The 22,903-nt window shown below is 71.5% G+C and carries 19 protein-coding genes and 7 pseudogenes; 15 read left to right on the top strand and 11 right to left on the bottom strand.

Translation table 11 applies throughout. From position 1 onward, the window contains the following. Positions 1–54 precede the first annotated feature (54 nt). Complete coding sequence (locus tag ABD363_RS05200; protein WP_344600139.1) at positions 55–231, bottom strand: DUF6299 family protein; 177 nt, start codon at positions 229–231, stop codon at positions 55–57. Between the two features lie 29 nt (positions 232–260). Further along, positions 261–1,213, bottom strand: a pseudogene (locus ABD363_RS05195) (IS481 family transposase); the annotation flags it as partial. Between the two features lie 101 nt (positions 1,214–1,314). Here ABD363_RS05195 and ABD363_RS05190 point away from each other — a divergent pair. From ABD363_RS05190 to ABD363_RS32570, 5 genes and pseudogenes are all read left to right on the top strand, one after another. Next, positions 1,315–1,509, top strand: a pseudogene (locus tag ABD363_RS05190) (low molecular weight phosphatase family protein); the annotation flags it as partial. Further along, a pseudogene (locus ABD363_RS05185) lies at positions 1,506–2,249 on the top strand (NAD(P)/FAD-dependent oxidoreductase); the annotation flags it as partial. The pseudogenes ABD363_RS05190 and ABD363_RS05185, both read left to right, overlap by 4 nt. Before the next feature lie 108 nt (positions 2,250–2,357). After that, positions 2,358–2,564 carry an IS3 family transposase gene (locus tag ABD363_RS05180; protein WP_344600138.1) on the top strand — a complete coding sequence of 69 codons (207 nt, stop codon included), beginning with the start codon at positions 2,358–2,360 and terminating at the stop codon, positions 2,562–2,564. Between the two features lie 15 nt (positions 2,565–2,579). Beyond that, the gene (locus tag ABD363_RS05175) at positions 2,580–2,870 is read left to right on the top strand and encodes a DDE-type integrase/transposase/recombinase (RefSeq protein WP_344600137.1); all 291 of its coding nucleotides are present in this window, start codon (positions 2,580–2,582) and stop codon (positions 2,868–2,870) included. 63 nt (positions 2,871–2,933) lie between these two features. Beyond that, the gene (locus ABD363_RS32570; protein WP_425577942.1) at positions 2,934–3,290 is read left to right on the top strand and encodes a helix-turn-helix domain-containing protein; all 357 of its coding nucleotides are present in this window, start codon (positions 2,934–2,936) and stop codon (positions 3,288–3,290) included. A gap of 57 nt (positions 3,291–3,347) precedes the next feature. On the opposite strand, the gene ABD363_RS32565 is transcribed toward ABD363_RS32570, so the two are convergent. Next, entirely contained in the window at positions 3,348–3,827 is a 480-nt protein-coding gene (locus ABD363_RS32565; protein ID WP_425577941.1) for a hypothetical protein, read from the bottom strand. A gap of 1,769 nt (positions 3,828–5,596) precedes the next feature. On the opposite strand from ABD363_RS32565, the gene ABD363_RS05165 reads away from it, so the two are divergent. The 3 genes from ABD363_RS05165 (at position 5,597) to ABD363_RS05155 (ending at position 11,073) form a co-directional block, all read left to right on the top strand. Continuing rightward, a complete protein-coding gene (locus ABD363_RS05165) occupies positions 5,597–6,337 on the top strand; it encodes a nuclease-related domain-containing protein (RefSeq protein ID WP_344600136.1) in 741 nt (246 codons plus the stop codon). A gap of 559 nt (positions 6,338–6,896) precedes the next feature. After that, the gene (locus ABD363_RS05160) at positions 6,897–8,414 is read left to right on the top strand and encodes a hypothetical protein (RefSeq protein WP_344600135.1); all 1,518 of its coding nucleotides are present in this window, start codon (positions 6,897–6,899) and stop codon (positions 8,412–8,414) included. Further along, the gene (locus tag ABD363_RS05155) at positions 8,407–11,073 is read left to right on the top strand and encodes a hypothetical protein (protein WP_344600134.1); all 2,667 of its coding nucleotides are present in this window, start codon (positions 8,407–8,409) and stop codon (positions 11,071–11,073) included. The genes ABD363_RS05160 and ABD363_RS05155 overlap by 8 nt, the downstream gene beginning before the upstream one ends. Positions 11,074–11,371: 298 nt before the next feature. Here ABD363_RS05155 and ABD363_RS05150 read toward each other — a convergent pair. From ABD363_RS05150 to ABD363_RS05140, 3 genes and pseudogenes are all read right to left on the bottom strand, one after another. Continuing rightward, positions 11,372–11,698: pseudogene (locus ABD363_RS05150) on the bottom strand (serine hydrolase); the annotation flags it as partial. A gap of 77 nt (positions 11,699–11,775) precedes the next feature. Further along, positions 11,776–12,264 (bottom strand): DinB family protein, encoded by a 489-nt coding sequence (locus ABD363_RS05145; protein WP_344600133.1) that lies wholly within the window; start codon positions 12,262–12,264, stop codon positions 11,776–11,778. Between the two features lie 33 nt (positions 12,265–12,297). Next, positions 12,298–12,924 (bottom strand): class I SAM-dependent methyltransferase, encoded by a 627-nt coding sequence (locus ABD363_RS05140; protein ID WP_344600132.1) that lies wholly within the window; start codon positions 12,922–12,924, stop codon positions 12,298–12,300. An 88-nt stretch (positions 12,925–13,012) separates the two neighbouring features. Between ABD363_RS05140 and ABD363_RS05135 the strand changes: the two genes are divergently transcribed. After that, positions 13,013–13,621, top strand: coding sequence for a helix-turn-helix domain-containing protein (locus ABD363_RS05135; RefSeq protein ID WP_344600131.1), 609 nt, complete (start codon positions 13,013–13,015; stop codon positions 13,619–13,621). Positions 13,622–13,773: 152 nt separating this feature from the next. Here the strand turns inward: ABD363_RS05135 and ABD363_RS05130 are convergent. Both ABD363_RS05130 and ABD363_RS05125 read right to left on the bottom strand, forming a co-directional pair. Beyond that, a pseudogene (locus ABD363_RS05130) lies at positions 13,774–13,872 on the bottom strand (IS5/IS1182 family transposase); the annotation flags it as partial. Then, positions 13,871–14,119 (bottom strand): annotated as a pseudogene (locus ABD363_RS05125) (FAD-dependent monooxygenase); the annotation flags it as partial. The pseudogenes ABD363_RS05130 and ABD363_RS05125, both read right to left, overlap by 2 nt. Before the next feature lie 159 nt (positions 14,120–14,278). Here ABD363_RS05125 and ABD363_RS05120 point away from each other — a divergent pair. Beyond that, a complete protein-coding gene (locus ABD363_RS05120; RefSeq protein WP_344600130.1) occupies positions 14,279–15,064 on the top strand; it encodes a hypothetical protein in 786 nt (261 codons plus the stop codon). Between the two features lie 268 nt (positions 15,065–15,332). Then, positions 15,333–15,776: pseudogene (locus ABD363_RS05115) on the top strand (transposase family protein); the annotation flags it as partial. A 648-nt stretch (positions 15,777–16,424) separates the two neighbouring features. Here the strand turns inward: ABD363_RS05115 and ABD363_RS05110 are convergent. Beyond that, complete coding sequence (locus ABD363_RS05110) at positions 16,425–17,159, bottom strand: GbsR/MarR family transcriptional regulator (protein WP_344600129.1); 735 nt, start codon at positions 17,157–17,159, stop codon at positions 16,425–16,427. Between the two features lie 253 nt (positions 17,160–17,412). Here ABD363_RS05110 and ABD363_RS05105 point away from each other — a divergent pair, with 253 nt between their 5' ends. After that, entirely contained in the window at positions 17,413–18,084 is a 672-nt protein-coding gene (locus ABD363_RS05105) for a DUF4097 family beta strand repeat-containing protein (protein WP_344600159.1), read from the top strand. Between the two features lie 29 nt (positions 18,085–18,113). Next, on the top strand, positions 18,114–18,623 hold the full coding sequence (locus ABD363_RS05100; RefSeq protein ID WP_344600128.1) for a GtrA family protein: 510 nt from the start codon (positions 18,114–18,116) through the stop codon (positions 18,621–18,623). A gap of 174 nt (positions 18,624–18,797) precedes the next feature. Here ABD363_RS05100 and ABD363_RS05095 read toward each other — a convergent pair whose 3' ends face one another. Next, the gene (locus ABD363_RS05095) at positions 18,798–19,547 is read right to left on the bottom strand and encodes a transposase family protein (RefSeq protein ID WP_344600127.1); all 750 of its coding nucleotides are present in this window, start codon (positions 19,545–19,547) and stop codon (positions 18,798–18,800) included. A gap of 396 nt (positions 19,548–19,943) precedes the next feature. Between ABD363_RS05095 and ABD363_RS05090 the strand changes: the two genes are divergently transcribed. Together ABD363_RS05090 and ABD363_RS05085 are read left to right on the top strand one after the other, a co-directional pair. Next, positions 19,944–20,714 carry an SDR family oxidoreductase gene (locus tag ABD363_RS05090; protein WP_344600126.1) on the top strand — a complete coding sequence of 257 codons (771 nt, stop codon included), beginning with the start codon at positions 19,944–19,946 and terminating at the stop codon, positions 20,712–20,714. Between the two features lie 58 nt (positions 20,715–20,772). After that, positions 20,773–21,519 (top strand): SDR family oxidoreductase, encoded by a 747-nt coding sequence (locus tag ABD363_RS05085; protein WP_344600125.1) that lies wholly within the window; start codon positions 20,773–20,775, stop codon positions 21,517–21,519. On the opposite strand, the gene ABD363_RS05080 is transcribed toward ABD363_RS05085, so the two are convergent. After that, positions 21,468–22,424 (bottom strand): LysR family transcriptional regulator, encoded by a 957-nt coding sequence (locus tag ABD363_RS05080; protein WP_344600158.1) that lies wholly within the window; start codon positions 22,422–22,424, stop codon positions 21,468–21,470. The two genes, ABD363_RS05085 and ABD363_RS05080, sit on opposite strands and share 52 nt — an antisense overlap. Positions 22,425–22,903: the final 479 nt, after the last annotated feature.

Here is a 22,903-nt window from a genome sequence, read left to right as displayed (position 1 = left end):
TTCGCGGAAGGCCGCGGCGGCACAAAGTCCGGCGCCGGTCGACGGCACCCCTCCTCACTCCTTGGTCAGCGTCACGCCCTGCGTCCGCACCGCGCGGAACCGGGGCAGGGGCAGGCCGCCCACCGGGTGGAGTCCCACGACGGCGGCCTCGACGTCGGCCGCGCCGGACTTGACCGAACCCGGCGTCGGCCTGCCCGCGTTCTCCCCGCGGTGGACCTCGCCGTCGCACACGGCGAAGGTGCCGCCGATGCCGTGGCGGTGTACCGACCCGCAGCGTTGTTCACACGGCTGATCGGCGGCTGGCCTTCGAGTGCGGTGCGGCAGCGGCGGTGGTTGCAGGTGTGCGGGAAGTCTGCCAGAGCATCGGCGCGTTCGCTGTTGCTGGTGTGGGGCCGCAGGCAGGCCCACTCGTCGAGCAGGGTGCGGTTGAAGCGTTCGACCTTGCCGTTGGTCTGCGGCCGGTAGGCACAGGTGAGCTCGCCGGCCGCGCCGAGGCCGGCGAGTGCCTGCCGCCGGGCGAGGCTCTTGCGGCAGGGCCAGGCGTTGTCGGTCAGTACGCGCTCGATGCGGCCGCTGCCGCAGACGGCGAAGAAGGCCGCGGCCCGGGTCAGGAAGCCGGCACAGGTGGCGGCCTTCTCGTCCGGGTGGACCTCGCGGTAAGCCGGGCGGCTGTGGTCGTCGACAGCGGAATGGACGCAGTCGAAACCGGTCGTGCGCCGTCGGTCGGGGCAGGCGGCCCGGCCGTGGACGCGCCGGCCGTGCGCCGTCGGGGACGCGGCCGGGTTTCTTCACGTCCACGTGGAGCAGTTCGCCCGGCCGGTCGCGCTCGTAGCGGCCGATGACGGTCCCGGTGGGCCGGTCCGGAAAAGCCAGGCGGTTCAGGCCGTGCCGGGCCAGGACCCGGTGCACGGTCGAGGCGGGCAGTCCCAAAAATCGGACCGATCCGGGCCGGCCCCAGCTTGCGGTCTTGTCGCAGGCGGCAGATCCGGGCCTCGACCGCGGCGGGAATGCGGTGCGGCGTCCTGCGGGGCCGGCTGGACCGGTCCTACAGACCGGCTTCCCCCTCCTGCCTCCAGCAGCGCAGCCACTTGTGGGCGGCGGGCCGCCAGATGCCCGCCTCCGCGGCCACATGCGCGACGGGACGGCCGCAGCGGACACGCCCGACCAGCAGCCGCCTGCCGTGCACGGCCAGCCGGGCACTGCGGTGGGACACGAAGACCCCCTTGCGGTGCAGTCCTGGACAGCTCCACCACACCGGAGGTCCTCGCCATGATCAAGCCCGGCCGGCGTCGACAACGCTCGTGACCAATAACAGTCCAGGCATCCGACGACGTCATCACCATGGGCTGCGGCGACGCCTGCCCGATCTTCCCCGGCAAGAAGTACCCCGACTGGGCCCTCGAAGACCCGGCCGGCAAGGGCGTCGACGCCGCCCGCCCGATCCGCGACAAGATCAAGACCCGCATCGAGGCCCTCATCGCCGAAAACGGCGCCGGGCGGGAGGCATGAGCCCCCTGACGCAGCCCGCCCAGGTGCGCGGGGTCATCGTCATCGGCTCCGGCCCCGCCGGATACACCGCCCGCGCCCAGCTCAACCCCCTGTTGTTCGGCAGCAGCATCTTCGTCGGCAAATCGCTGACCACGACCACCGAGGTGGAGAACTTCCCCGACTTTCCCGAGAGCGTCGACGGCCCGGTCCTGATGGAGAACATGCGGGCCCAGGCCGAGAGGTTCGGCGCCGAGATGATCGACGACGACACCGTCGATGCCGACCTGACCGGCGGCGTCAAGCTGCTGACCGACTCCGCCGGCACCGTGCACCGCGCCAGGACGGCGATCGTCGCGACCGGCTCGGGCCACCGCAAGCTCTGCCTGCCGAACGAGGACGAGCTGTCCGGCCGGGGCCCGTCCTGGTGCGCGACCTGCGACGGGTTCTTCTTCCGCGACCGCGGCATCGTCGCGACCGGCTCGGACCACCGCAAGCTCCGCCTGCCGAACGAGGACGAGCTGTCCGGCCGGGGCCCGTCCTGGTGCGCGACCTGCGACGGGTTCTTCTTCCGCGACCACGGCATCGTCGTGGCCGGCGACGGCGACACCGCCGTGGAAGAAGCCGCCTTCCTCACCCGCTTCGCCAAGCCGGTCACCGTCGTCCACCGCCGCCCCACCCTGCGCGCCTCGAAGATCATGCAGGACAGGGCGTTCTCCGGCGACAGGACCTCCTTCGCGCTCGACAGCGAGATCGCCGAGATCGCCGAGACCACCACCACGCCTGGGGCGTGAAGCGGTTGTGTGCCGTGCCGGAGGCCGCCCGTTCCGGCTTCCACAAGCGGCAGGCCGGCCGCGAGGCCCGCGCCGCACGTGAGCAGTCCGACGTTGCGCCTGCCGAGCACATCCGGGCGGCGCAACCCGAAGTGGGACGGCACCTGCGGTCGCCCCCCCCGGATCACCGCCGAGCTGCGCGGAGAGGGCGAGCGTGTGAACCACAAGCGCGTCGGGCGGGTGATGCGGAAGCTCGGTATCGCCGGGCTGCGGCTGCGCAGCCGCGTGAGCACCACCGTGTCCTAACCGTCCGCCACCCCCGTGCCGGACCTGTTGCGGCGCGACTTCACCGCGAGCACGCCGAACACCAAGTACGTCGGCGCCGTCACCTACCTGCCGGCGGACGACGACGAGTTCCCGTATCTGGCGACCGCGATCGACCGCTTCTCGCGCCCTCTGGCGGGCCGGCCGATCACCGACCACACACGCACCGAACTGGTCACCGACGCGCTCCGGGCTGCCACCCGAACACCGAGCAGCCCGACCGGTGCCGTTTTCCACAGCGACCACGGAACGCAGCTTAGGTTCAACCAGTCATTGCAACACCCCTGATCAGAAAAGTGCATTGTGGGGCGACCAGCACGTTGGATGACGGAGCTGACGAGGCGGTCGCCCATGAAGCCGCCGGGACGGCCCCCGACCCGGCGGGAGGCCGAGAGACTGTTCTGGCGCGAGATCGCCAAGGGACTGACCAGCCAGGATGCGGCCGTCGCCGCCGGGGCGGCGCCGGCGGTGGGCACCCGGTGGCTCCGGCATGCCGGCGGGATACCGCAGATCGATCCCGCCGGCTCGGGCCGCTACCTCTCGTTTGCCGAACGCGAGAAAATCACCCTGTGGCGCGTGCAGGGCGCCACAGTACGGAAGATGGCCAAGCAGCTGGGCCGGACACCCTCGACGATCTCCCGGAAGCTGCGGCGCAACACGGCCACCCCCGGTGGCAAACTCGAGTACCGGACCCCGGCCACGCAGTAAAAGGCCGGCCCGGTGGCCCGGCAGCCCGAGGAAGCGAAGCTGGCCGGGAACGAGCGGCTACGGGAGTACGCCCAAGACCGCCTGCCGGGCGTGATCCGAACCCCGGACGGCACGGTACTTCCCGGGCCGCAGCTTCCTGAACGGAAGGGGCGCAACAAGCCGCACCGCAAGAACCGTCGATAGGCGAACGCCTGGAGCCCCGAGCAGATCTCGGCCCGCCTGAAAATCGACTTCCCTGAGGACGAATCCATGCGCATCAGCCACGAGGCGATCTACCAGTCCCTCCACGTCGAAAGCCGCGGCCGCCTCAAACACGAGCTCGTGGCCTGCCCGCGCACCGGCCGCACCCTGCGCGTCCCACGGGCCAGAGCCCGCAACAAGCCAGGCGGCCACGTCACGAAGAACGTGATGATCAGCCAGCAGCCCGCCGAAGCAGCCGACCGCGCCGTGCCGGGACACCGGGAAAAAGACCTGACTCATCGGGCTGAACCGGCCGGCGATCGGCACGCTCGTACAGCGAACAACCCCCTCCACCATGCCTGTTCACCTGCCACGCACCGAGAACCACCACAACCATCCCACCGACCAAGAACAGCCCCCCACCGGGCGGCCACGGTGCCGTGACCATACCGACCTGTCGAGATGGAACACCGACGAACTGCCCGCCATCACCACGCCCCCCCCACAAGGCCCCCAACTGGAAAACACCCGCGAAAACCCCCGACGATCATCTACGATCGGTGCACGCCGCTGTTGCAACGATTGGTTGAATCCGCCCAGCAGTAATTGCGCGCATAGATGGCAACAACGCGACCCGTCTACGCGTCGGGCGCGTCGAACATGACTTCTGAGTCATGTCGGCAAGGGCCCCGATCTTGATCGCGGAATTGCGCACATAGGTCGCAATGAACATGGGCTGACTTGACTTCGCACGCGATTTCCGCGAGCTGAAAATGACCTGTGAGTCATGTTCTGCGGCCTTGTCAGGGCCTCTGAGCTGCGAAGACGTGAGCCTCTCCATTCTCTATGAGTGCGGGCCCGTCGTTGGATGCTCCCTCGTGGCTGATGTCGGGCGTCACCTGTTCGACGTCTTCGACAAGGGCGGTCAAGGCCGGTGGTACCAGGGACCTTCCCCGGCCCCTGGACCCCGCTGCCCCCGGCACTCCCCGACGCGCATCCGTATCGTCGTGGCGCACACCGTTCGCGTCGAGGAGCACCAGGGCCGTCGTTCCCGTGGACGGGCCCCCGTCCCACGACTGTTGTGCGGGCCAGTCCTGGTTCTCGAACCGCCCGTCGATGGGGTCAGTGGGTTGTTACGCCTTCCTCAGCGAAGGCACGCAAGACAGCGGCAGGGGTGTCGTTCGGGGCGTAGGAGCATGTTGCCGATCGGAGGAGTGCCGGAATCCGGAGCGGAACGTCACGCGGTGCTGTGTGCCGGTTCGTTCGTTTTGGCCGTACGAGAACAAGGCAGAACGGATGACGGTGAAGCTGTCCTGGAGCGCGGTTCGGGATGACTTCCTCCTTTCCCCTTGTTCAGGCAGGCGTCGGGCCTTCCATGAGCCTCTCCGTGGGCGTGAGCGCGTAGCGGGTCGTTCGGGCGGGTGGGACCCGGTACGACGAGGCATGGGCACGAGGAGACGCCGACTGTCGGGATCGCTGCGGTGGCTGGCCGGGCTTCGGCGGTCCGGCGATCCCCGCGCGAGACGATGCAGCTGCGAGGCGCCGTGGTTGGGCGGCACCCTCGTGCCTTGGGCCGATCCCCATATGCGCAACTGGTTGTCGCCTGGCTCCGTTGCCGAGGCTGCTGCGGTGGCGAACCATGTGCGCGACTCTTTCCGTGAGCCGAGCTTGTGCAGGGGGATGGCAGTCATTCCGGTCACTTGCCGGACGATGCGGCAGTCTTGCCTCCGCTCGCACAGCGTGGCGCAGCGTCGGCGCAAGTGACATCCCGTGGTGGGCCCCGAAGCGGGCGTCACCGGCCGCGCCGGCCGCGGCTTCACCGCCTCCGTCATGGCCGGGCCGTCCAGGACGGATCGCCTGATCACATCATGCCGCTTCCCGCCTCGCCCGCCCGGAACCCGTCGGACGGTCCGGTGTGCTCCCGGAAGCTGATCGCCGCCGCCCTGGCACGCACCACCGCTCCCTCCGACGGCGGTGGAGGCGCCAGAACCTGGGCACAACCGGATCGCCGCGGACGGCAAGACTCGCGCCACGTGAACCCCCACCGTGTCCGCAGGCCCTCCTGCGCGGCGTCCTCGCCCGCCGCTACCGTCCCGACACAGGGCATGACGAGGGAGGGGCAGCGCATGGCGACAGCTGGACACCGGGGCGGGGCGGGCGCGAGCGCGGGCCGGAGAGGAGAAGCGGCACGGGCGGCCGAGCGGGCGGCACAGCATCGGCGGGCCCGGGTGGCGCTGCCGCTCCTGGTGGCGGCCGCCGCGGTGGCCGGCTGGGCCGTGGGGACCGTGGGGAGCTGGCAGCTCGGTCTGGTGGCCGCGCTCGTCGTCACCGGACTCGGCGTCCGGCGGCTGTACCGGAGGGCCCCCAACAGCTGGGTGGTGGGCGCCGCCGGGGAGGCGCGAACGGCCAGGCTCCTGGCCCCGCTCGTCCGCCGGGGCCACGCGGTGGTGCTCCACGACCGGGCGATTCCGGGGGGCCGTGCGAACCTGGACCACCTGGTCCTCACGGCCGCCGGTGCCGTGTACGTCGACACGAAGAACTGGACGTCGGACAAGTCCCGGCTGACCGTGCAGGGCGGCGTCCTGCGCTACGGCCGGTACGACCAGACCCGGACCCTGCAGACGGTGGTGTGGGAGGCCGAACAGGCGGCCCGCGCTCTGGGCGTCCCGGTCCGCCCGGTGGTCGCCGTGCACGGGGCGAAGGTCCCGGCGCCGCGTGGCCGGCTCGAACTGCATGGCGTGACCGTGGTGGAGGCGAAGCGGCTGCGGGGCCTGCTCCGGAGCCTCCCGCCCCAGCCCGGGTGGGACTCGGCCCGGATGACGGCGGTCGGGCAGCTGGCGGAACGGACGCTGCCCCCGGCTTCCTGACGAGGAACAGACGGAGAGGAACAGACGGAAGAACCAGGCGGCGGGCCCTTCGTCATCCCGAGGCCGGGCGCTGCCGGTGCGGGATCGACGGCCGGCCGGTGGCGCTGATCGGACACCGACGCCTGCTCGGCGAGGGAGGTCACCTCGCCACCGCTCCCCGCGGCCGGCGCCCCACCCGGCCCGGCACCCCGTCGGCGTGCCCGTGCCATCTGCTCAAAAGGGGTGGCCAATGGTCTGCGCACGGTTCCGGAGCCCAGAACCGTCGTCGGGCCGGTGATCCCGGCGCGTTGCCCGAACCGCGTCTCGTCATGCACAACGGGGCCCGGCGAGGCCCGTGGGTCCCGCGTCGACAACCGGATGCCCCCGGTGCGTCCGGCGTAACAGGTACGGGAGACACCGGAGTTGCGCCAGAATGGTCGACCGAGGCCATCTCTCGTCGGAGTGCGCTGGGGGCGAAACGTGTGGAGGAGAGGTCCTGGTGGAGCGGCGGTGAGGCCGGTCCTTCCGGCGGAGCAGGGCGGGAAACCGGGTGTGGCGGTCTCCGCGTTCCCGCGGCCCCATGACTGAGTCCACAGCCGCTCCGCCCGCGGACGGAGCCGGGGCCGGTCTCGTGGAGGGGCCGGAGTGGAGCAGCCCGGGACTGGACGTCACCGCGGGGCGCTACCCGCTGTCGGTGGAGCGGCACGTGATGCGCATGGTCGACCACCTCGTGCCGGGAGTCACCACGGTGACCCCTCACGCGCGCTACTACGCCCTGCACGGTCTGATCGCGGCGCACGCCGGTGCGGCAGGATCGACCGCTCCGGCCGCCCAGGAGTTGCTGCGTCGCGCCGAGGTGGCCCTGGCCGCCGTGTCGTTCGCCCACCACTCCCACGTGCATGAATGGCTGCCGCGCGCCCACGGGATCGACGCCCTGGCCCGGCGGCTTCACTCCGGATCGGTCGCCGTGGCCGAGTCGGCGGTCCCCGGCAGGGGCGGGTACGTGCGCAACGCGTGGGGCTTCTGGGGCCCGTACGCCGGGTCCGAGACGGTGCTGGGCATTCTCAGCCCCGGCCCCATGCCCGTGCCTGGGCCACGGCTCGACGGGACGGCCGTCCGCGACGGTCTGGGCGAACTGCTGGACCTGGCAGCCGAGGAGACACTCCGCGTGGAGGACCTCGCTCCGCTCGGAGCCCGGCTGTGCGTGTGCGCGGGCGGCGAACGCCCTGACGGGGCGTGGCTGGCGCGCTTGATGTGCGGGTCCGACGCGGCCGATGCGGGACCCCGCTCGACGACACGGCGTCAGACGATCCGGTTGTTGACACGGGTGGCCGACACGCACCACGTCGTGCACTTCGCCCGGGACGTCGGACACGTGCTGGCCTACGGCGACTTCCTGACCACCGATGCCGTGGCCGGAGGCATCGACGTGGCACCCGCGTGGCGGGGGGTGGTCCTGCGGAACTACTCCGTCGGTGCCTGGCGCCGCCTGTGGTCCTGGCTCGTGGAACAGGTGGAAGGGATGATCCCGGTCGAGGAACTGGCCGACCGCTTCGCCGAGGAACTGCCCGACGTCACGGTGGACGCGTTCCTGTCCTCGCTGCCCGCGACTCGCAGCACGACCGGTGTGCCGCTGCCCGCCGAGCACGACCTGCGCCTGGCGGACGAACCCCTGCCCCTGACCGAACTGCGGGTGCTGGCTGTCGGGGCACGTCGGACGGACGAACTCTCCGGCCGGGCCCGGGACACCTTCCTCGGCCCGCGCGGCGTCGAACTCGGTCCCGAGTGGGTCGGGCGGTGGCTGGAGGAGAAGAGACCCACGGGGCTGCGCGACGCGGCTCGCCGCCTCGTCCACGTCCTGGTGGCACGGTCGCAGCGCGTGGCGCTGACCAAGGTCCGCCGTCGCCCCGACGGCTCGTTGTGGCTGCCGACCCGCCTCCGTGAACGTGACGGATGGCTGTACCGGACCAGCCGGGAGGGCCGCGGTGACGTGGGACTGCGGCTGGGCCAGCTGAGCACCGTCCTGGCCACCTGCGGCGTGCTGCGGTACGACCGGTGCTGGTCGGTGACCCGCTTCGGGAGGGAGCTCCTTGACTGACACCGAACCGGCACCGGCCGTGGAGGCACTGCCCGGGCTCGCGTCTCCACTGACGCTCCTCCTGGAGGAGGAGCGCAACGGCAGGCACGATCTGGAAGAGGCGCTGTTCCTCAGCTTCACGGCCGACTTCGGCTTCTTCGAGGAGATCGTCCTCGGCGTCGCCCAGGCGACGGGCGCGCGCGTCACCGTGGTCGGGGACGTGACCGTGACGCGGAACGACCCCCGGTCCGTCCGACGGGCCGGCCGCAGCTATCTGGCGGGCCTGGCGTACGCGGGTGGGCCCGCCTTCCATCCCAAGCTGATGGTTCTGGCCGGGCCGGAAGGCGCCACCATCGCGCTCGGCTCGGGCAACACCACCCTGGCCGGATGGCAGGCCAACGCCGAGCTGTGGACGGTGCTGCGGGTGAGCGGCGACCGGAGCCCCGCGGCGGTGGCGGACCTGTCGGCGTGGCTGCGCGATCTGCCGCAGAAGGTGCGGTTCTCCGCCGGCGTCCCCCAGGCGCTGCAGCGGGTCGCAGCGCTCCTGGACCGGCTCCACCGCGACAGGATCCCCGTGGACCGGCACGTACGCGTCGTGCACAGCCTGCACGCACCCATCATCGACCAGTTGCCCGAAGGGCCGGTCGACGAACTGTGCGTGTTCGCCCCGTTCCACGACCGGCATGCCCGCGCGCTGCGACGGCTGGTCGACCGTTTCCGCCCGAGTCGGCTGGCCCTGGCCTACCAGCCCGGACTCACCGACCTCGACGGCCCGTCGGTCGCCGAGCTGCTCCGGGAGCACGGCGGCCGGGTCATCAGCGACCACGAGCAGCGGTACCGCCACGGCAAACTCGTCGAGTGGGCGACCGACGGGCGGCGTTGGACCCTGACCGGCAGCCCGAACCTCTCTCCCCCGGCCCTGCTGCTCCCCCAGGGCGGGGGCGGCAACTGCGAACTCGGCCTCATCGCCCCCCGCTCCACCACGCTCTTCCCGAAAGGCGCTGAGGAACCCGTCACCCGGCTGCGCACCGCCCCGGCCCGGCCCCGCCCGCGCGCCGAAGGCGGACCGCTGCTGCTCGGGGCTGTACGCGTGACCGACGGCCTGGAGGTGAGCCTCGCCCGGCCGCTGCCCCACGCGACCCGTCTGGAGCTGTCGGCGGCCGCGGCTCCGCCGGAGGTCTGGGAACGCATCGCGGACGTTCCCCCCGACCGGGCCACGGTGACCGTGACGGCTCCGGCCGACGCGGGCAGCCGCGTGCGCCTGGTGGCCGTCGACGACGCCGGCGTCCCGAGCTTCGGCAACACGGTGTTCGTCGTCGACGCCGAGCGCGTACTGCGCCGCACGGTTCCCGGCCGGTCCCAGGCATCCGCGACACGGCCGTCGGACCTGTTCGAGGACCCCCGGCTCGCCGAGCGGTTCCTGGGAGACCTGGAGGCCCTGCGGACGGCGCTCGGCCCGGCGCCGGCGGTCCCCACGGCGACCGGCAGGGCTCCCGGCACGGACGCGAAGTCGCGGGTGCCGGACGACGAGGGCGGATGGGAGGATTACCTGGACCGATGCGCGGGGCGCATCGGACACCCGCTCGCACGCTTCGCACTCGGTGTTCCGCTGTCCCTGGGAACGGAAGCGTCCTTCCCGGACCTGTTGACGGTGACCTGGGACGAGCGGTTCACCGACGACGTCGAGCCGGCGCTCGACGAGGACGACACCGAGGCGGTCGCGGCGGAGCAGGACGCCGAGGTGCCCGGCACGGTGACGAATCCCCCGTCACTGCCCGACCTCCGACGGGCCGGGCCGGAGGTACGCCGCAGGTACCGGCGCTGGGCCGAGCGCATCGTCGAGCTGGCCCCCCGCCTGGACCCGCCCGAGCGGATGCTGGTCGTGCGGCTGATCCTGTGGACCGTGGCCGCAGGTGCGTGGCCACCGGCCGACACCGGCTGGCTGCCCCTGCTCTCCCGGTCCCTGCGGGCCCTGGCCGGGCGCGCCCTCCCCGGCCGGCTCGAGCCCCAGGTCGGCAGTCTCGCCGCGGTCGCCCTCGCCGTGCTCCGCAGCCACGTCCCACGGTACGAGGTGACCTGCGGGACCCTCGCCCTCAACGAAGCCTCCGCGGCAGTGGGGCACCTGCTTCCTGCGGCGGAGCACGCCTACGTCGCCGAGTACGCGTCCCTGCTGGCGACCGCCTTCGGCCCCACCGTGCACCCGGAATCCGTGCTCGCCGTGGCGGCGGACGTCGTCCAGGACGACCCCCTCGACGAGGCGGTCTCGGCCCTGGCGGAGAGAGGGCGCGACGTCCACCGCCACGAGAAGCTGCTGCTCCACGTCGTCGGCCGTTTCAACAATCCCGCTCTCGTGGCCCTCGAAGCCGTCGGCGCCGCCGAAGACGTGCCCCTGGTCGGCGCCTGGGCCGCCGACGGCACCGACGGCGGGCGGTGGGCGCTGGTCGTGTGGCGCCGCCCCGACCTCGTCGTCGTCGACGCACGTTCGACCGGACTCCTGTGGCGGCATCACCGGCTCACCGGTCTGGTGGGGCCCAGGGCCCTGGCCGCACAGCGCAGCTTCGCATCCGCGGTCTCCGTGCCGCACGGCCCCCGCAATCAGCCCTTCGAGCTGGCCGAACGGCTTCTGGCAGAGCTGGGACTGAGCAGTTCCCGCCCGCCCGGCTGCGGGAAGGGCCCGTGAGGAGGAAGCGCTCGTAGCCGTCCCGCGCGGCAGCGCCGAGGCGGTGGAGGCTGAGGCGACGAACGCGGCCCTGGGCGGCGCGGGCCCGGCAGCGGCCCACCGGACCCTCCTTATTCCCGCGGAGCAGGCACCTCAGGACCGCCTGCTGCGCCACCGCTGCCGCCTCCGGGGCCGCCGGGCTCAAGGCGCACGTCGGCCATGACCTCGACGAAGCCGGCGGCACCCTCGGCAGGTCCGATGCCGGGACGCTCAGCCCGGAGGTCGAGGTGAGCAGGTGGTGGATGGTCACCTGCCCGGCGATGTCTTCGGCGAAGCCCGTCAGGTGGGTGCCCACCGTGTCCGACAGACTCACCTTGCCCGGTTGCGCCAACTGCAGGACGGCCACCGAGAGGAACGGCTGGATCCCTGAGGAGAGGTTGACCGTGACGCCCTCGTGGTTGCGGATCCCCCTCTCCTTGCCGGCCATGCCATAGCTGCGGGACAGCACCGTGCGGCCCCGGCGCGACAGCAGCACCACGCCGGAGAACTTGTCTTCGGCGGCCAGCTTCGCCACGTACCGGTCGTAGGCCCCGCCGGGCCGGGCGTCCGGCGGGATGCCGGGGTCGGACGAAGCCGGGGGCGGCATGGCCGGGCCGGGCGCCCAGCAGCGGCGTGCCGGCCGCCGCCACTCCGGCGGCCCGGTGGCGCCGAACCGGCGGGGGATCAGCGGCCGGTCGAGCCGTCGATCAGTTCGCGGAGGATGTCCGCGTGGCCGGCGTGACGGCCGGTCTCCTCGATCATGTGGGTGAGTGCCCAGCGGACACTGGGGGCGGGGCGGCCCGGCCGCGGCCGGGGGACCGGTGCGCCGGGGTCGACGCACCGGTCGAGCACGCTGTTCGCGCACTCGACCGCGTCCCGGTAGCGGACCACCACATCGGCCACGCTGTCCGTCGGCGCGGCCTGGAAGGTCGCCTCCCAGTCGGCGACGTCGTCCCCGAGGAAGATCGCGCGCTCGACGAAGGCCAGATGGTTGAGCAGGCCGAGCAGGTTCGTACCCGAAGGCACGGCGGCTGTGCGCACGTGCGGTTCGGGAGCGCCGCCGACCTTGTCGGCGATCGAGGTCCGGAGGTAGTCGAGGAATCCGCGCAGAACCTCGGTCTCGCCGTCTCCGGTCCGGGGCGGCGGGGTGTCGCGGCGCGTGATGCCGGGCACGGGGTCTCCTTCCCTTCGGGGTCGGCTGCGGGGTCAGGCGGTGCGGCGGACGAGGAGGACGTGGTCGGTGACCTCGGCGGTGCGCCCGCCCGGGCCGGTCGCGGTCCGGCGGGGCGCGTCGGCCCGCTCGACCGACCACACGGCCGGGTCCAGACCGATGTCCGCGGCGACCTCCCGGGGGCCCGGGTACCGGATGCCGGGATCCTGGTTCCACGACCACGGCGCGGTCGAGCCGTGGTCCACGACCAGCAGCCGCCCGCCCGCGCGCAGTGCGTGCGCAGCCGCGCGCAGGACGGCTGCCCGGTCCAGCGCGAAGGGGGTGTGCAAGTAGTGGGCGCAGACCAGGTCGAATGCGCCGGACGGGAAAGACTCGTGCAGGTCGTGCCGTACCGCGCTGACGCGCCCGCCCAGGCCGCGTGAGCGGGCGAGGGCGGCGAGCCGCCCGACCGCCACGGCCGAGATGTCGATGGCGGTGACGCGCCACCCCCGGCGGGCGAGCCACAGCGCGTCGCCGCCGTCGCCGCAGCCGAGGTCCAGCGCGTCACCGGGCGGCAGGCCCGTCACCGTCTCGGTGAGGCGGACATTCGGTCGGGGGTCGCCGGTCTCCGGTCGGTCCGCGTAGACGCCGTCCCAGAACGCGACCGCATCGGTGGTGTTCATCAGGGCTCCTTGTGTCGGGATGCTGCCCAGTGTGGTGAGCCGCCCCGCGACGTGGCACGGAATCTTGCGGTTGTGGCAAGATGGCCCGGTGGATCACCCTGCGGACGGCGACGTGCTCGGCGCGGTCGGGCCGCGGCTTCGTGCACTGCGCCGTGAACGCGGCATCACCCTCGCCGGCCTCGCGGCGGCGACCGGCGTCTCGGAGAGCACCCTGTCCCGGCTGGAGAGCGGGCGGCGCAGGCCGAGCCTGGAACTGCTGCTGCCGTTGGCTCGTATCTATGACGTTCCGCTGGACGACCTCGTCGGCGCCCCGCCCACCGGCGACCCCCGGTTTCACCCCAGGCCGATCAGGCGGTTCGGCATGACGTTCGTGCCCCTGTCCCGGCGGCCGGGCGGGGTGCACGCGTTCAAGATGATCATCCCGGCCCGGCCGGAACCGCTGGAACCGACCGTGCGGACCCACGAGGGCTTCGAATGGCTCCACGTGTTCGACGGCCGTCTGCGGCTCGTGCTCGGCGACCGCGACCTGGTGCTGACGCCGGGTGAGGAGGCCGAGTTCGACACGTCCTTGCCGCACTGGCTGGGCAGCGCCGACGGCGGTGTGGTCGAGCTTCTCATCCTGTTCGGCCTGCAGGGGGTGCGTGCGCATGTGCGTACCGGCGCTCGTCGGCCGCCGCAGGACGGGAACCGGCGGTGAACCCGGCGGGGGACCGCGTGCCCGCACCGGCAGGCACCGGATCGGAGGAGGGACACGGTGAGCGAGCCGGTCCCGGACCGCGGAAGCGGGGCACCGGAGGAGGGCCGGGGAGGGGTTCTCGTCCCGGGGTCCGGCGCCGTCGCCGTCGGGCCGCCGTACCGGCGGTGCTTGTGGGAGTGGTCGGCCCGTCCGTCACCGCCCCGGTCGCACTCGGCGAGCGTGCCATCCGGCAGAACGAAGTCGGGGTCGCGCGCCGTACCGCATGAGCGTCATGTCGTACGAGAACCGCTCGGCCTGCCAGACGCGGCGCGGGCAGGTCGCGGAGTGGGCGTCGAGCAGCTCGTCGGAGCCGGTTCCGGTGTGGTGGGCCAGGGCCCGCGTGGAGGTGACCACGTCGCCGACGGTGAGGTTGAGGCCCTTGGCGCCGGTGGGCGGCACGATGTGTGCGGTGTCACCGGTGAGGAAGAGGCGGCCGTGCCGCATGGACTCGGGGACGTGGAAGCGGTGTCCTGTGACCATGACAAGAGTGTCATGACACCGTAACCGCGCTTCCCAGGGGGTCGCCGCACCGTTCAGGATGGTGATCGATGAGGCAGAGACCAGCCGGATCGACCAGTCCGGCCCGGCCACATCACCATCAACAGGGGGAGTCCCACTATGCTTCGCACGCACCGCCGCAAGTCCGTCCTCGCCGCCGCGGCCCTGGTGGCCACGACGATGCTGCTGACCGCCTGCCAGGGAGAGGCCACGGAGGACGGCGGCAAGTCGGCCACGGCCACGGCCTCGGCCGCCAAGGGGAAGTCCGACGCCGGCGGGAGCGGCACCGGTGCCGGCAGCGAGTCCCTGTCGGCCCAGAGTGGCTCGAAGAGCGGCACGGTGTCGGGCAAGTGGGTCGGCACGGTCTCCTACCTCGCCCCCGGCAAGTACACCGTCACGGACGCGAACGGCACGAAGCAGGCGTTCTTCACCTCCGAGGACACCGACATCGAGGGCGCGGGCAAGATCTGCGGCGACGCGGACGGCCAGGCCGCCACGCCGTGCACCGAGGAGGAGCTCGAAGCCGCGGCCAAGAAGGGGTTCGGGGCGACGGTCGACGTCAAGGACGGAGTGGCTGTCAGCATCATCGAGGACCACACCGACAGCGGCACCGGTACCGACAGCGGCAACGGTACGGGCGAGGGCGAGAGGTCGGGGCTCTTCTCCGGCACGCTCGGGTACCTGGCCCCGGGCAAGTACTCCCTCAGCCGCGACGGTGACGAGCGTGCGTTCTTCACCGCCACCGACACCGTCATCAACGGCGCCGGCTGGATCTGCGGTGACGCGGAGACCGTCACGCCCTGCACCGAGGAAGACCTCGAAGCCGCGGCCAAGAAGGGCAGCGTCGCTGTCGTCGTCCAGGTCGAGGACGGGGTCGCCGTCACCATCGACGAGGAGCACAACTGATCGCGGATCCGGGCGGGGCAACGGGTCGACGTGCTCTCCACGACGGCACCTTCCACGAACTTCGAATTCCACGTCCCGCCCGGCGGGAACACGGCCCGTCCTTCCCGTTCACAGATTCGGCGCCGTCCCTGATCCCTTCGGCTCTTCTTGACCGAGCGTTTTCGAAGTGCCCGCCGATGGGGTGACGGCGGGGTGGGCGCAACGCACGAGGCACCTGTGCCGTTGAGGGAGATGTTCGAAGTCTCGCCTCATCAGCACGGGTGCCTCGGTGGTCTCCTGTCCTGCCGCACTCGACCTGCCTCATGCGCTGGTCGAGTGGGTCACCCTGCTCATCGTCACCCGCGAGGGTGACCGCCGCTGCAAGCTCCCGCCGCACCAACGCGCGCTTGTCGGTCTGGTGTACCTGCGCAAGCACGACACCCTGGCCCAAACGGCGGCCGGCTTCGGCATCTCGGCCAGCACCGCCCACGCCTGCACCACCGCGGTGGTCGACCTCCTGGCCGCCCGGGCGCCCGGCCCGCTGAAGGTCCTGCGCGGGCACGAACCGGAGTACGTGCTGCTCGACGGGACGCTCGCCGAGTGCGGCCGTGGGGGCGACGGCCGGGCCGACTGCTCGTACAAGCATCGTCGCCACGGCGTGAACGTGCAGGTTCTGACCGGTCCGTTCGAACGGTTGCTCCGGGCCTCGCCGGCTCTGCCCGGCTCGACTCACCAGCGGCCCCGATCTGCTCCGACTCCACGCTCTGATACGTCACTCGACTTCTCCTCCTTGCTGGGCGGAACAGCCGTTAGTTTTACGGTCCCTGGCGTCGGCGCACCGGTGCCCGGTCGTGTTCATCAGTGCGAACCATGCCGGGCAGCGTAAGTGTCGGGACTCGTGGGCCGGTCGAGTCCCGAGCCACCCTGGAGCGCTCGGCGGGACGGCCGGATCGCCGGAGCTCTCCCGGACGGTCCTGAGCCGTCCGGCGACGGGGCCGTCGCGATCGACGTGGGTATCGGTCGCGATCGACGTGGACGCCTGGGGCGGAGCGTGCGCGGCGGTGGACGGGGCCGCGCGTTGCTGACGGCGGGCGGTTCCTCCGGCAGTTCTCCGGCTGTTCTCCAGTGGGGCTTCAGTGGAGCTTGAGCAGGGCTCCGGTGAACCTTGGGACGGTTGCCGGTAATCGTGTGCGTCGCGCCGCCAGGAGTACCCATGACCGCGCAGGCGTCGGAGCAGTCGCCGGTACGCGAGGTGCCCGCGCCGCTTCCCCGGGCCCGGGGAGGGCCGGCCACATCAGGACGCGCACCGAAGTGGGCGCCGCCGCGGCATCCACTGGCGGTGCTCGTCGAGACGGCTCCGTGTCCGCGATCCCGACGTGGCTCAGGCGGCGCCGTCCGAGGCCGTTCCGAGCTTGGTGTAGAGGATCTCGCGGGCCTGTTCCGCGGCGCGGGCGGTGCTCTCGGAGACGAAGTCGAGGAAGCGGGCGATGTTCTCCAGGCGGGCGCCGGCCGGGGTGCCGGGGCCGAGCACGCCGACGCCCTGCCGGGCGATCTCGACGACCTGGGCGATGGACCGGGCGCTGGCCATCATCGACTGGTACCAGACGTCGTCGTCGACGACGTAGCGCTCACGGCGGCGTTCGTCGCGTTCCCGGCGGACGAAGGCCTGGCTCTCGAGGAACGCGATCGCTTTGGAGATGGACGCCGGGCTGACCTGGAGGCGCTGGGCGAGTTCGGACGCGGTGAGGCTGCCCTCGTCGGTGAGGGAGAGGCAGGCCATGACCCGGGACATCATTTTGGGCATGCCCGAGGCCATGAGGACGGTGGTGAACGTCTCCTCGTACTCGCGTACCGCCTCGGCGTCGCGTCCGTGGGGCTGCGGAGCCGTCCCGGGGGTCCGGGGCGCGGTCTGCCTGCGGCGGTGGGCGCGGCGTTCGGTGGCGCGGTGGGCCAGGTCGGCGCGGTAGGCGGTGGGGCCGCCGTTGCGCATCACCTCACGCGTGATCGTCGAGGTGGGGCGGTCCAGGCGCCTGGCGATCTCCGCGTAGGCGAGGCCGTCGGCCAGTCCCAGCGCGATCTGCTGGCGTTCCTGCTGGGTGAGCCTGCCTCCCGGCATCGCGGTCTCCTCACATGGTCCGTGGCGCCCCCACTATAGCGTTCACCCTCAATCAATTGCAACGAGCAGGACGAAAGACGTTGCGTTAGCTTTAGATCCATTGCAACGATTTCCTGGCCATGAACTGCGAATATGTCCATCAGGCGCAACGAGCGTGTTGCCGCCTCAATGAATGCAACGTAGCGTTTCCATCATCAGAAACAACGGGCCGAAGGAGTGCGCGATGCAGAAGAACAAGAGCACGACGCGGAAGTTGCAGAAGTTCGACACCCCCGCCCCCGTCGCGGCCGTCCTCGACGTCCCGGCAGGACACATCCGGTTCATCGCCGCCGACCGGACCGACACCACGGTCGAGATCCTGCCCGCGAACGCCGCGAAGGGCCGCGACGTGCAGGCCGCCGAGCAGACCGAGGTCGCCTACGCCGACGGCGTCCTGCGCATCAAGGCCCCGGCGGCGAGGAACCGGACCCTCGGTCCCTCCGGAGCCCTCGAGGTCACCGTCCAGCTCCCCGTGGGCTCCCGTGTCGAGGCCAGGGCCGCCGGTGCCGAACTGCGGGGCGTCGGACGGCTCGGCGACGTCACCTTCGAGGGCGCGCAGGGCGCGGTCAAGCTCGACGAGACCGCGAACGCCCGCCTCACCCTCCTCGCCGGCGACATCACCGTCGGCCGGCTGAGCGGCTCCGCCGAGCTGCGCACCCAAAAGGGCGACCTGCGCGTCGACGAGGCCGTCCGCGGCGCCGTCACCCTGCGCACCGAGCACGGCGACATCTCCGTCGGCGCCGCCCGCGGCACCTCCGCCGCCCTCGACGCCGGTACCACCTACGGCCGCATCAGCAACACACTCGACAACACCGACGGCGCCTCCGCCGGTCTCACCATCCACGCCACCACCGCCTACGGCGACATCACCGCCCGCAGTCTGTAGAAGCTCCCGACTCCCGGAAGGACGCCGCCATGAAGTCGCTGCTTGCGAAGAAGCCCCGGGTGGCGACTCCGGCCCGCCCCGGCCCGGTCGCCTCCTTCGTACGGTTCGTCATCTTCGGTGGCGGCGTCGGAGTCCTCTCCGGCTTCGCGGTACCGCTGCTGGCGGTGACGATGCCCTGGGCGCTCTCGAACGCGGTCGTCACCGTCGCCTCCACCCTGCTGTGCACCGAACTCCACGCCCGCTTCACCTTCGCCAAGGGGCGCGGCGCCGGATGGCGGGAGCACTGGCAGTCCGCAGGCTCGGCGACCACCGCCTACCTGGCGACCGGCGTCGCCGTGCACGTCCTGCACCTGGTGCAGCCCTCCCCCGGCATGCTGACCGAGCAGATCGTCTACCTCGGCGCCTCCGGCCTCGCCGGCGCAGGCCGCTTCCTCGTCCTGCGCCTCTACGTCTTCGCCGGCCGCCGCGGCCGGATCTCCCGGCCGTCGGCGCAGCAGGGGACGGTGACCGTGCCCGTCCTGGCGGCGGCACCGGTGTAGGCACGTACCGGCGACGTGACGACGCACGTACCGGTCACGTGACGCACGCACCGGCCGAGTGACGTACGACGGACGGCCGGAACCGGTCCCCCGCTCGACGGACGCTCGACGCCCGATCGAGGACCGGTCCTGGCGCTCCGGAAAGTCCGGCCCCCGGCCACTCACTGAGCTCTTTCAGCGCTGACGCTCCAGGGTGAGGACGGCTGCGGCGATTGACGACAGGCGGTTGGGGCTGCAGCGGGCTCTGCGGAAGATCCGCCAGGACTTCAGCCTTGCGACGCCCCGCTCGACTGGTGCTCGTGCCGCTGACAGTGCCCGGTTCCTCGTGCGTTGGGTCGGGGTGAGTTCTCGGCGGGGCGGGCGTCGGACCGGTGTGGTCACCCAGGGGCCGGCGCCGATGTAGGCGCGGTCGGCGAGGACAGGGACGCCCTGGCGTTCGCAGATCCGGATGATCTTGTGGGTGCGGGCCGCGGTGAGGTCGTGGGTGCGGCCGGGCAGCGCAGGTGAGATCCACAGCAGTCCGCCCGCGGGATCGGTCACGACCTGCACGTTCACTCCGTGACGGCGGTGTTCGTGGGAGTAGTCGGCCCGACCGTCGCCGACCCGGTCGCACTCGGCGAGCGTGCCGTCCAGGAGGACGTGCTCGGGATCGGTCTCCCGCAGCACCCGCAACAGGCCGGGCGCCCGCTTGGACAGGTGATGGATGACGGCGGCGACGTAGGCGTGAGCGGTGCCGACCGAGATCCCGAAACCGGCCGCGATCTGCGCCGGGGTGTCGTGCCGACGCAGGTACACCAGGCCGACCAGGGCACGCTGGTGCGGCGAGAGCCTGCAGCGGCGGTCACCCTCACGGGTGACGATGAGCATGGTGACCCACTCGACCAGGGCGTGAGGCAGGTCGAGTGCGGCAGGACAGACAACCAACGAGGCTCCCGCGCCGGTGGGTTGAGACGTAGAACACCTCCTCCAACGGCACGGGAGCCTCGTGCGTTGCGGGAAGCCAGCCCGTCACCCGATCAGTGGCCACGCTGAAAGAGCTCAGCGCCCCGGTGGGAAGTCATGACCACGGGGGTGGGGAGTTACGTGACGCTGATCACGCAGATCGTGGGGAATTACGTGATCGTCGACACACCGGGTTGCCCATAGGGAACCCCTATAGCATCTGCTCATTTTCCGTCTTTGCCTCCCCATCCTTTCCGGATCTACGGTGAGACATCTCGACGGGGCAAGACGCGTACCGCGGTTCTTCGGCATCAGCGCCCGTACACGTCTCCCCTTTACCGCCGAGCGGATCGATTCGCATTTGAGAGGGCAAGCGGCATGACCACAGCCAATATTGATTCACGAGTGCGAGATTTTGCAGGAAAGCGAGTCGTGGTCACGGGCGGTTCGCGCGGGATCGGCGCGGCTGTCGTGCGCCGGTTCCTGGACGCGGGCGCCGAGGTGCTCACGACCGCCAGGTCGAGGACGAGCACGGTGCCGGAGGGCGCCGTCTTCGTGGAGGCCGATGTGCGGACGCAGGCCGGAGTGAAGGCAGTCGCCGAGGCCGCGCAGGAGGCCTTCGGCGGGGTGGACATCTTGGTCAACAACGCGGGTGGAGCGCGCCCCTTCAAGAACGCCTTGGCCATCCCCGACGAGGAGTGGCAGGACCAGCTGGATCTGAACTACCTGGCATCGGTGCGACTGGACGCGTTGTTGACTCCGGGGATGCGGGAGCGGCGTTCGGGTGCGGTCGTGCACGTCTCCTCGGCCGCCGTCCCCACCTCCGCACCGGCTTTCCTGCACTACACGGCGGCGAAAGCGGCGCTGCAGAACTACAGCCGGGGACTGGCTCTGGAACTGGCCCCGTTCGGGGTCCGGGTCAACGCGGTGTCTCCCGGCAGGACCGCCACCCCCGGCGGCGAGGCAACGCGGGAACAGCACAGGAGCCTGCAGGAGGGGGCGGGCCAGGACGACATCGTCCCTCCGTTGGGGCGCGATGGCCGGCCCGACGACATCGCGGACGCGGTGCTGTTCCTTGCATCGGCCCGGGCGAGCTGGCTGACCGGGAGGAACCTGACGGTGGACGGCGGCGAGTTCCCCGTGGGCTGACGTCGATGAAGCGGGACAAGGAACTGGGCGAGGAAATGAAGAAGCAAGGATCTTGGAAATGAACGAGACATACAGCGGCAAGAACGTAGTGATCACGGGCGGCAGCAGTGGCATAGGTTTCGCGACGGCGAAGCTGCTGGTGGACGCCGGAGCACGCGTGGTGATCACCGGCCGTTCCCAGAGCACCCTCGACGCCGCCGCGGAGCGCCTCGGCAAGCACGCGCTGGCTTTCCGGGGCGACGTGGCCTCGCTCCCCGACCTGGACGCTCTGGCTGCTTACGCACGGGATCAACTCGGCACGGTGGATGCCCTGTTCGTCAACGCCGGCGTCACCATCCCCACGCCTTTCGTATCGACGACCGAGGAGATGTTCGACGAATCGTTCGCGATCAACGTCAAGGGTGCCTTCTTCACCGTGCAGAAGCTCGCCCCGCTGCTGAGCACGGGCGCCGGCGTCGTCCTGACAACCTCGGTCGCGAACGTCATGGGCCTGCTGGAGTCCAGCGTCTATGCGGCCGGGAAGGCAGCGCTGCGCTCCATGGCCCGCAGCCTTTCCCGCGAGCTCCTTCCGCGTAAAATTCGCGTCAACGCGGTCAGCCCCGGCCCGGTCGACACGGGAATCCTGGAGAAGACGATGCCCAAAGAGGCCGCAGAGCAGTTCAAGGCGGAACGGGTCGCGGAGAACCCCATGCACCGTTTCGGGACTCCGGAAGAAGTCGCCAGGGCAGTGGCGTTCCTGGCCTTCGACGCCACTTACACCACGGGCGCCGAGTTGGTAGTGGACGGAGGCGCCACCCAGCTGTGAGCAGGCCCTGACCGGTTACCGGAAAATCCGGTGTAGTACCAGGTCTCTTGACGCAGGAATTCCAGCAGGGCCATTTCCGCCGGGCCCGCGCCGGGCCGGACCGCAGCGACGGTGGGCATGGAAACGGCGGGAACGACGGGACGCGTGAGGTGCTCGAACCCGGGAGGCACCGCGGAGGCCGGCACGAGAGTCACCCCCAGACCGTGGGCGGCCCAGCGCACCGCCGTCGCCGTCTGGGACACGCGGGCGACCGTGGCCGGAGCCAGCTCGTTGTCCCGCAGGACGTCCCGCAGCACGCCGTCGAGCGCGCTGCCGTGGTCGAACCTGATCCACGGCTCCCGCGCCACTTCGCGCAGCTCGACCCGGTCCTCGGCGAGCCGCGCGTGCTCGGGACCCAGCACCACGACGAACTCCTCGTCGCCGAGGTGGTGGCCCTCGTACAGGCCCTCCTTGCACGGCCCGCCCATCAGGCCGAGGTCCACCACTCCCCGGCGGGCCAGCCGCTCCAGCTCGGCGGGATTCGCCTCCTCGAACACGGTGATCTCCAGCCGCGGGAAACGGCGGCGCAACGCGCTCAGCGCGCCCGGCAGCTGCCGCGTGCCCAGGCCCATCTGCGCCGCGACCACCAGCTCACCCTCCAGTTCCTCGGCACCGGCCCGCGCTGTCGCCCTCGCCCGCCGCGCCGCCCGCACCGCGACCTCCGCGTCCCGCAGGAACGCGCGGCCGACCGCGGTGGGCACCAGCCCGGCCGGCGTACGGGCGAACAGCGTCACACCGAGTTCCCGCTCCAGGCCGCGAATCTGCTGCGACACCGATGGCTGGGCAACACGCAACAACTCCGCCGCTGCCGTTACCGAGCCTGCCTCCGCCACAGCCAGGGCATACTCGAACTGACGAAGAGTCACCTTCTCGGCCTCCCCCTGGGCCGGGCCACGGCCCATCGCGTTGTACCTGGAATCCTGCATGGCGCCCGACGGGACCGCCCACACCGGGACCGCCGGCTACGAGCCGCAGCGCAGCTCGGTCATAGCCCCGAACAGCCACAACGTCCTCGACGACGGACGCCGACGACTGTCCACCGCGGAAGCGGCAACGCGATCGCGATCCGGCCGTATTCCCGTTCCTTCACCCCGGCACCCCGGCACCCCGGCACCCCGGCACCCCGGCACCCCGGCACCCCGGCACAGGATGGCTCGATAGCCGAGTCAGGCGAAGCACGGGCTACGTTGGTGGGGCCTTGACCCCGTGTTCCGGACACGGGTCATGCGGCTGGTGCGGGCGTGGTCGGTGTCGATCGGGCGGCTGTCTCGTAGGCGATCGGGCTGTGGTGCCCGAGGCGTGAGTGACGGCGTCGGGTGTTGTAGCGGTGCGGCCGGCGGAATGC

Origin of the sequence: Streptomyces glaucus, from assembly GCF_039533365.1 — a bacterium.
In the GTDB taxonomy this organism is placed as follows: domain Bacteria; phylum Actinomycetota; class Actinomycetes; order Streptomycetales; family Streptomycetaceae; genus Streptomyces; species Streptomyces glaucus.
Note: the sequence above shows the minus strand (reverse complement) of the source record. Positions and strands in the feature narration are given on the sequence as shown.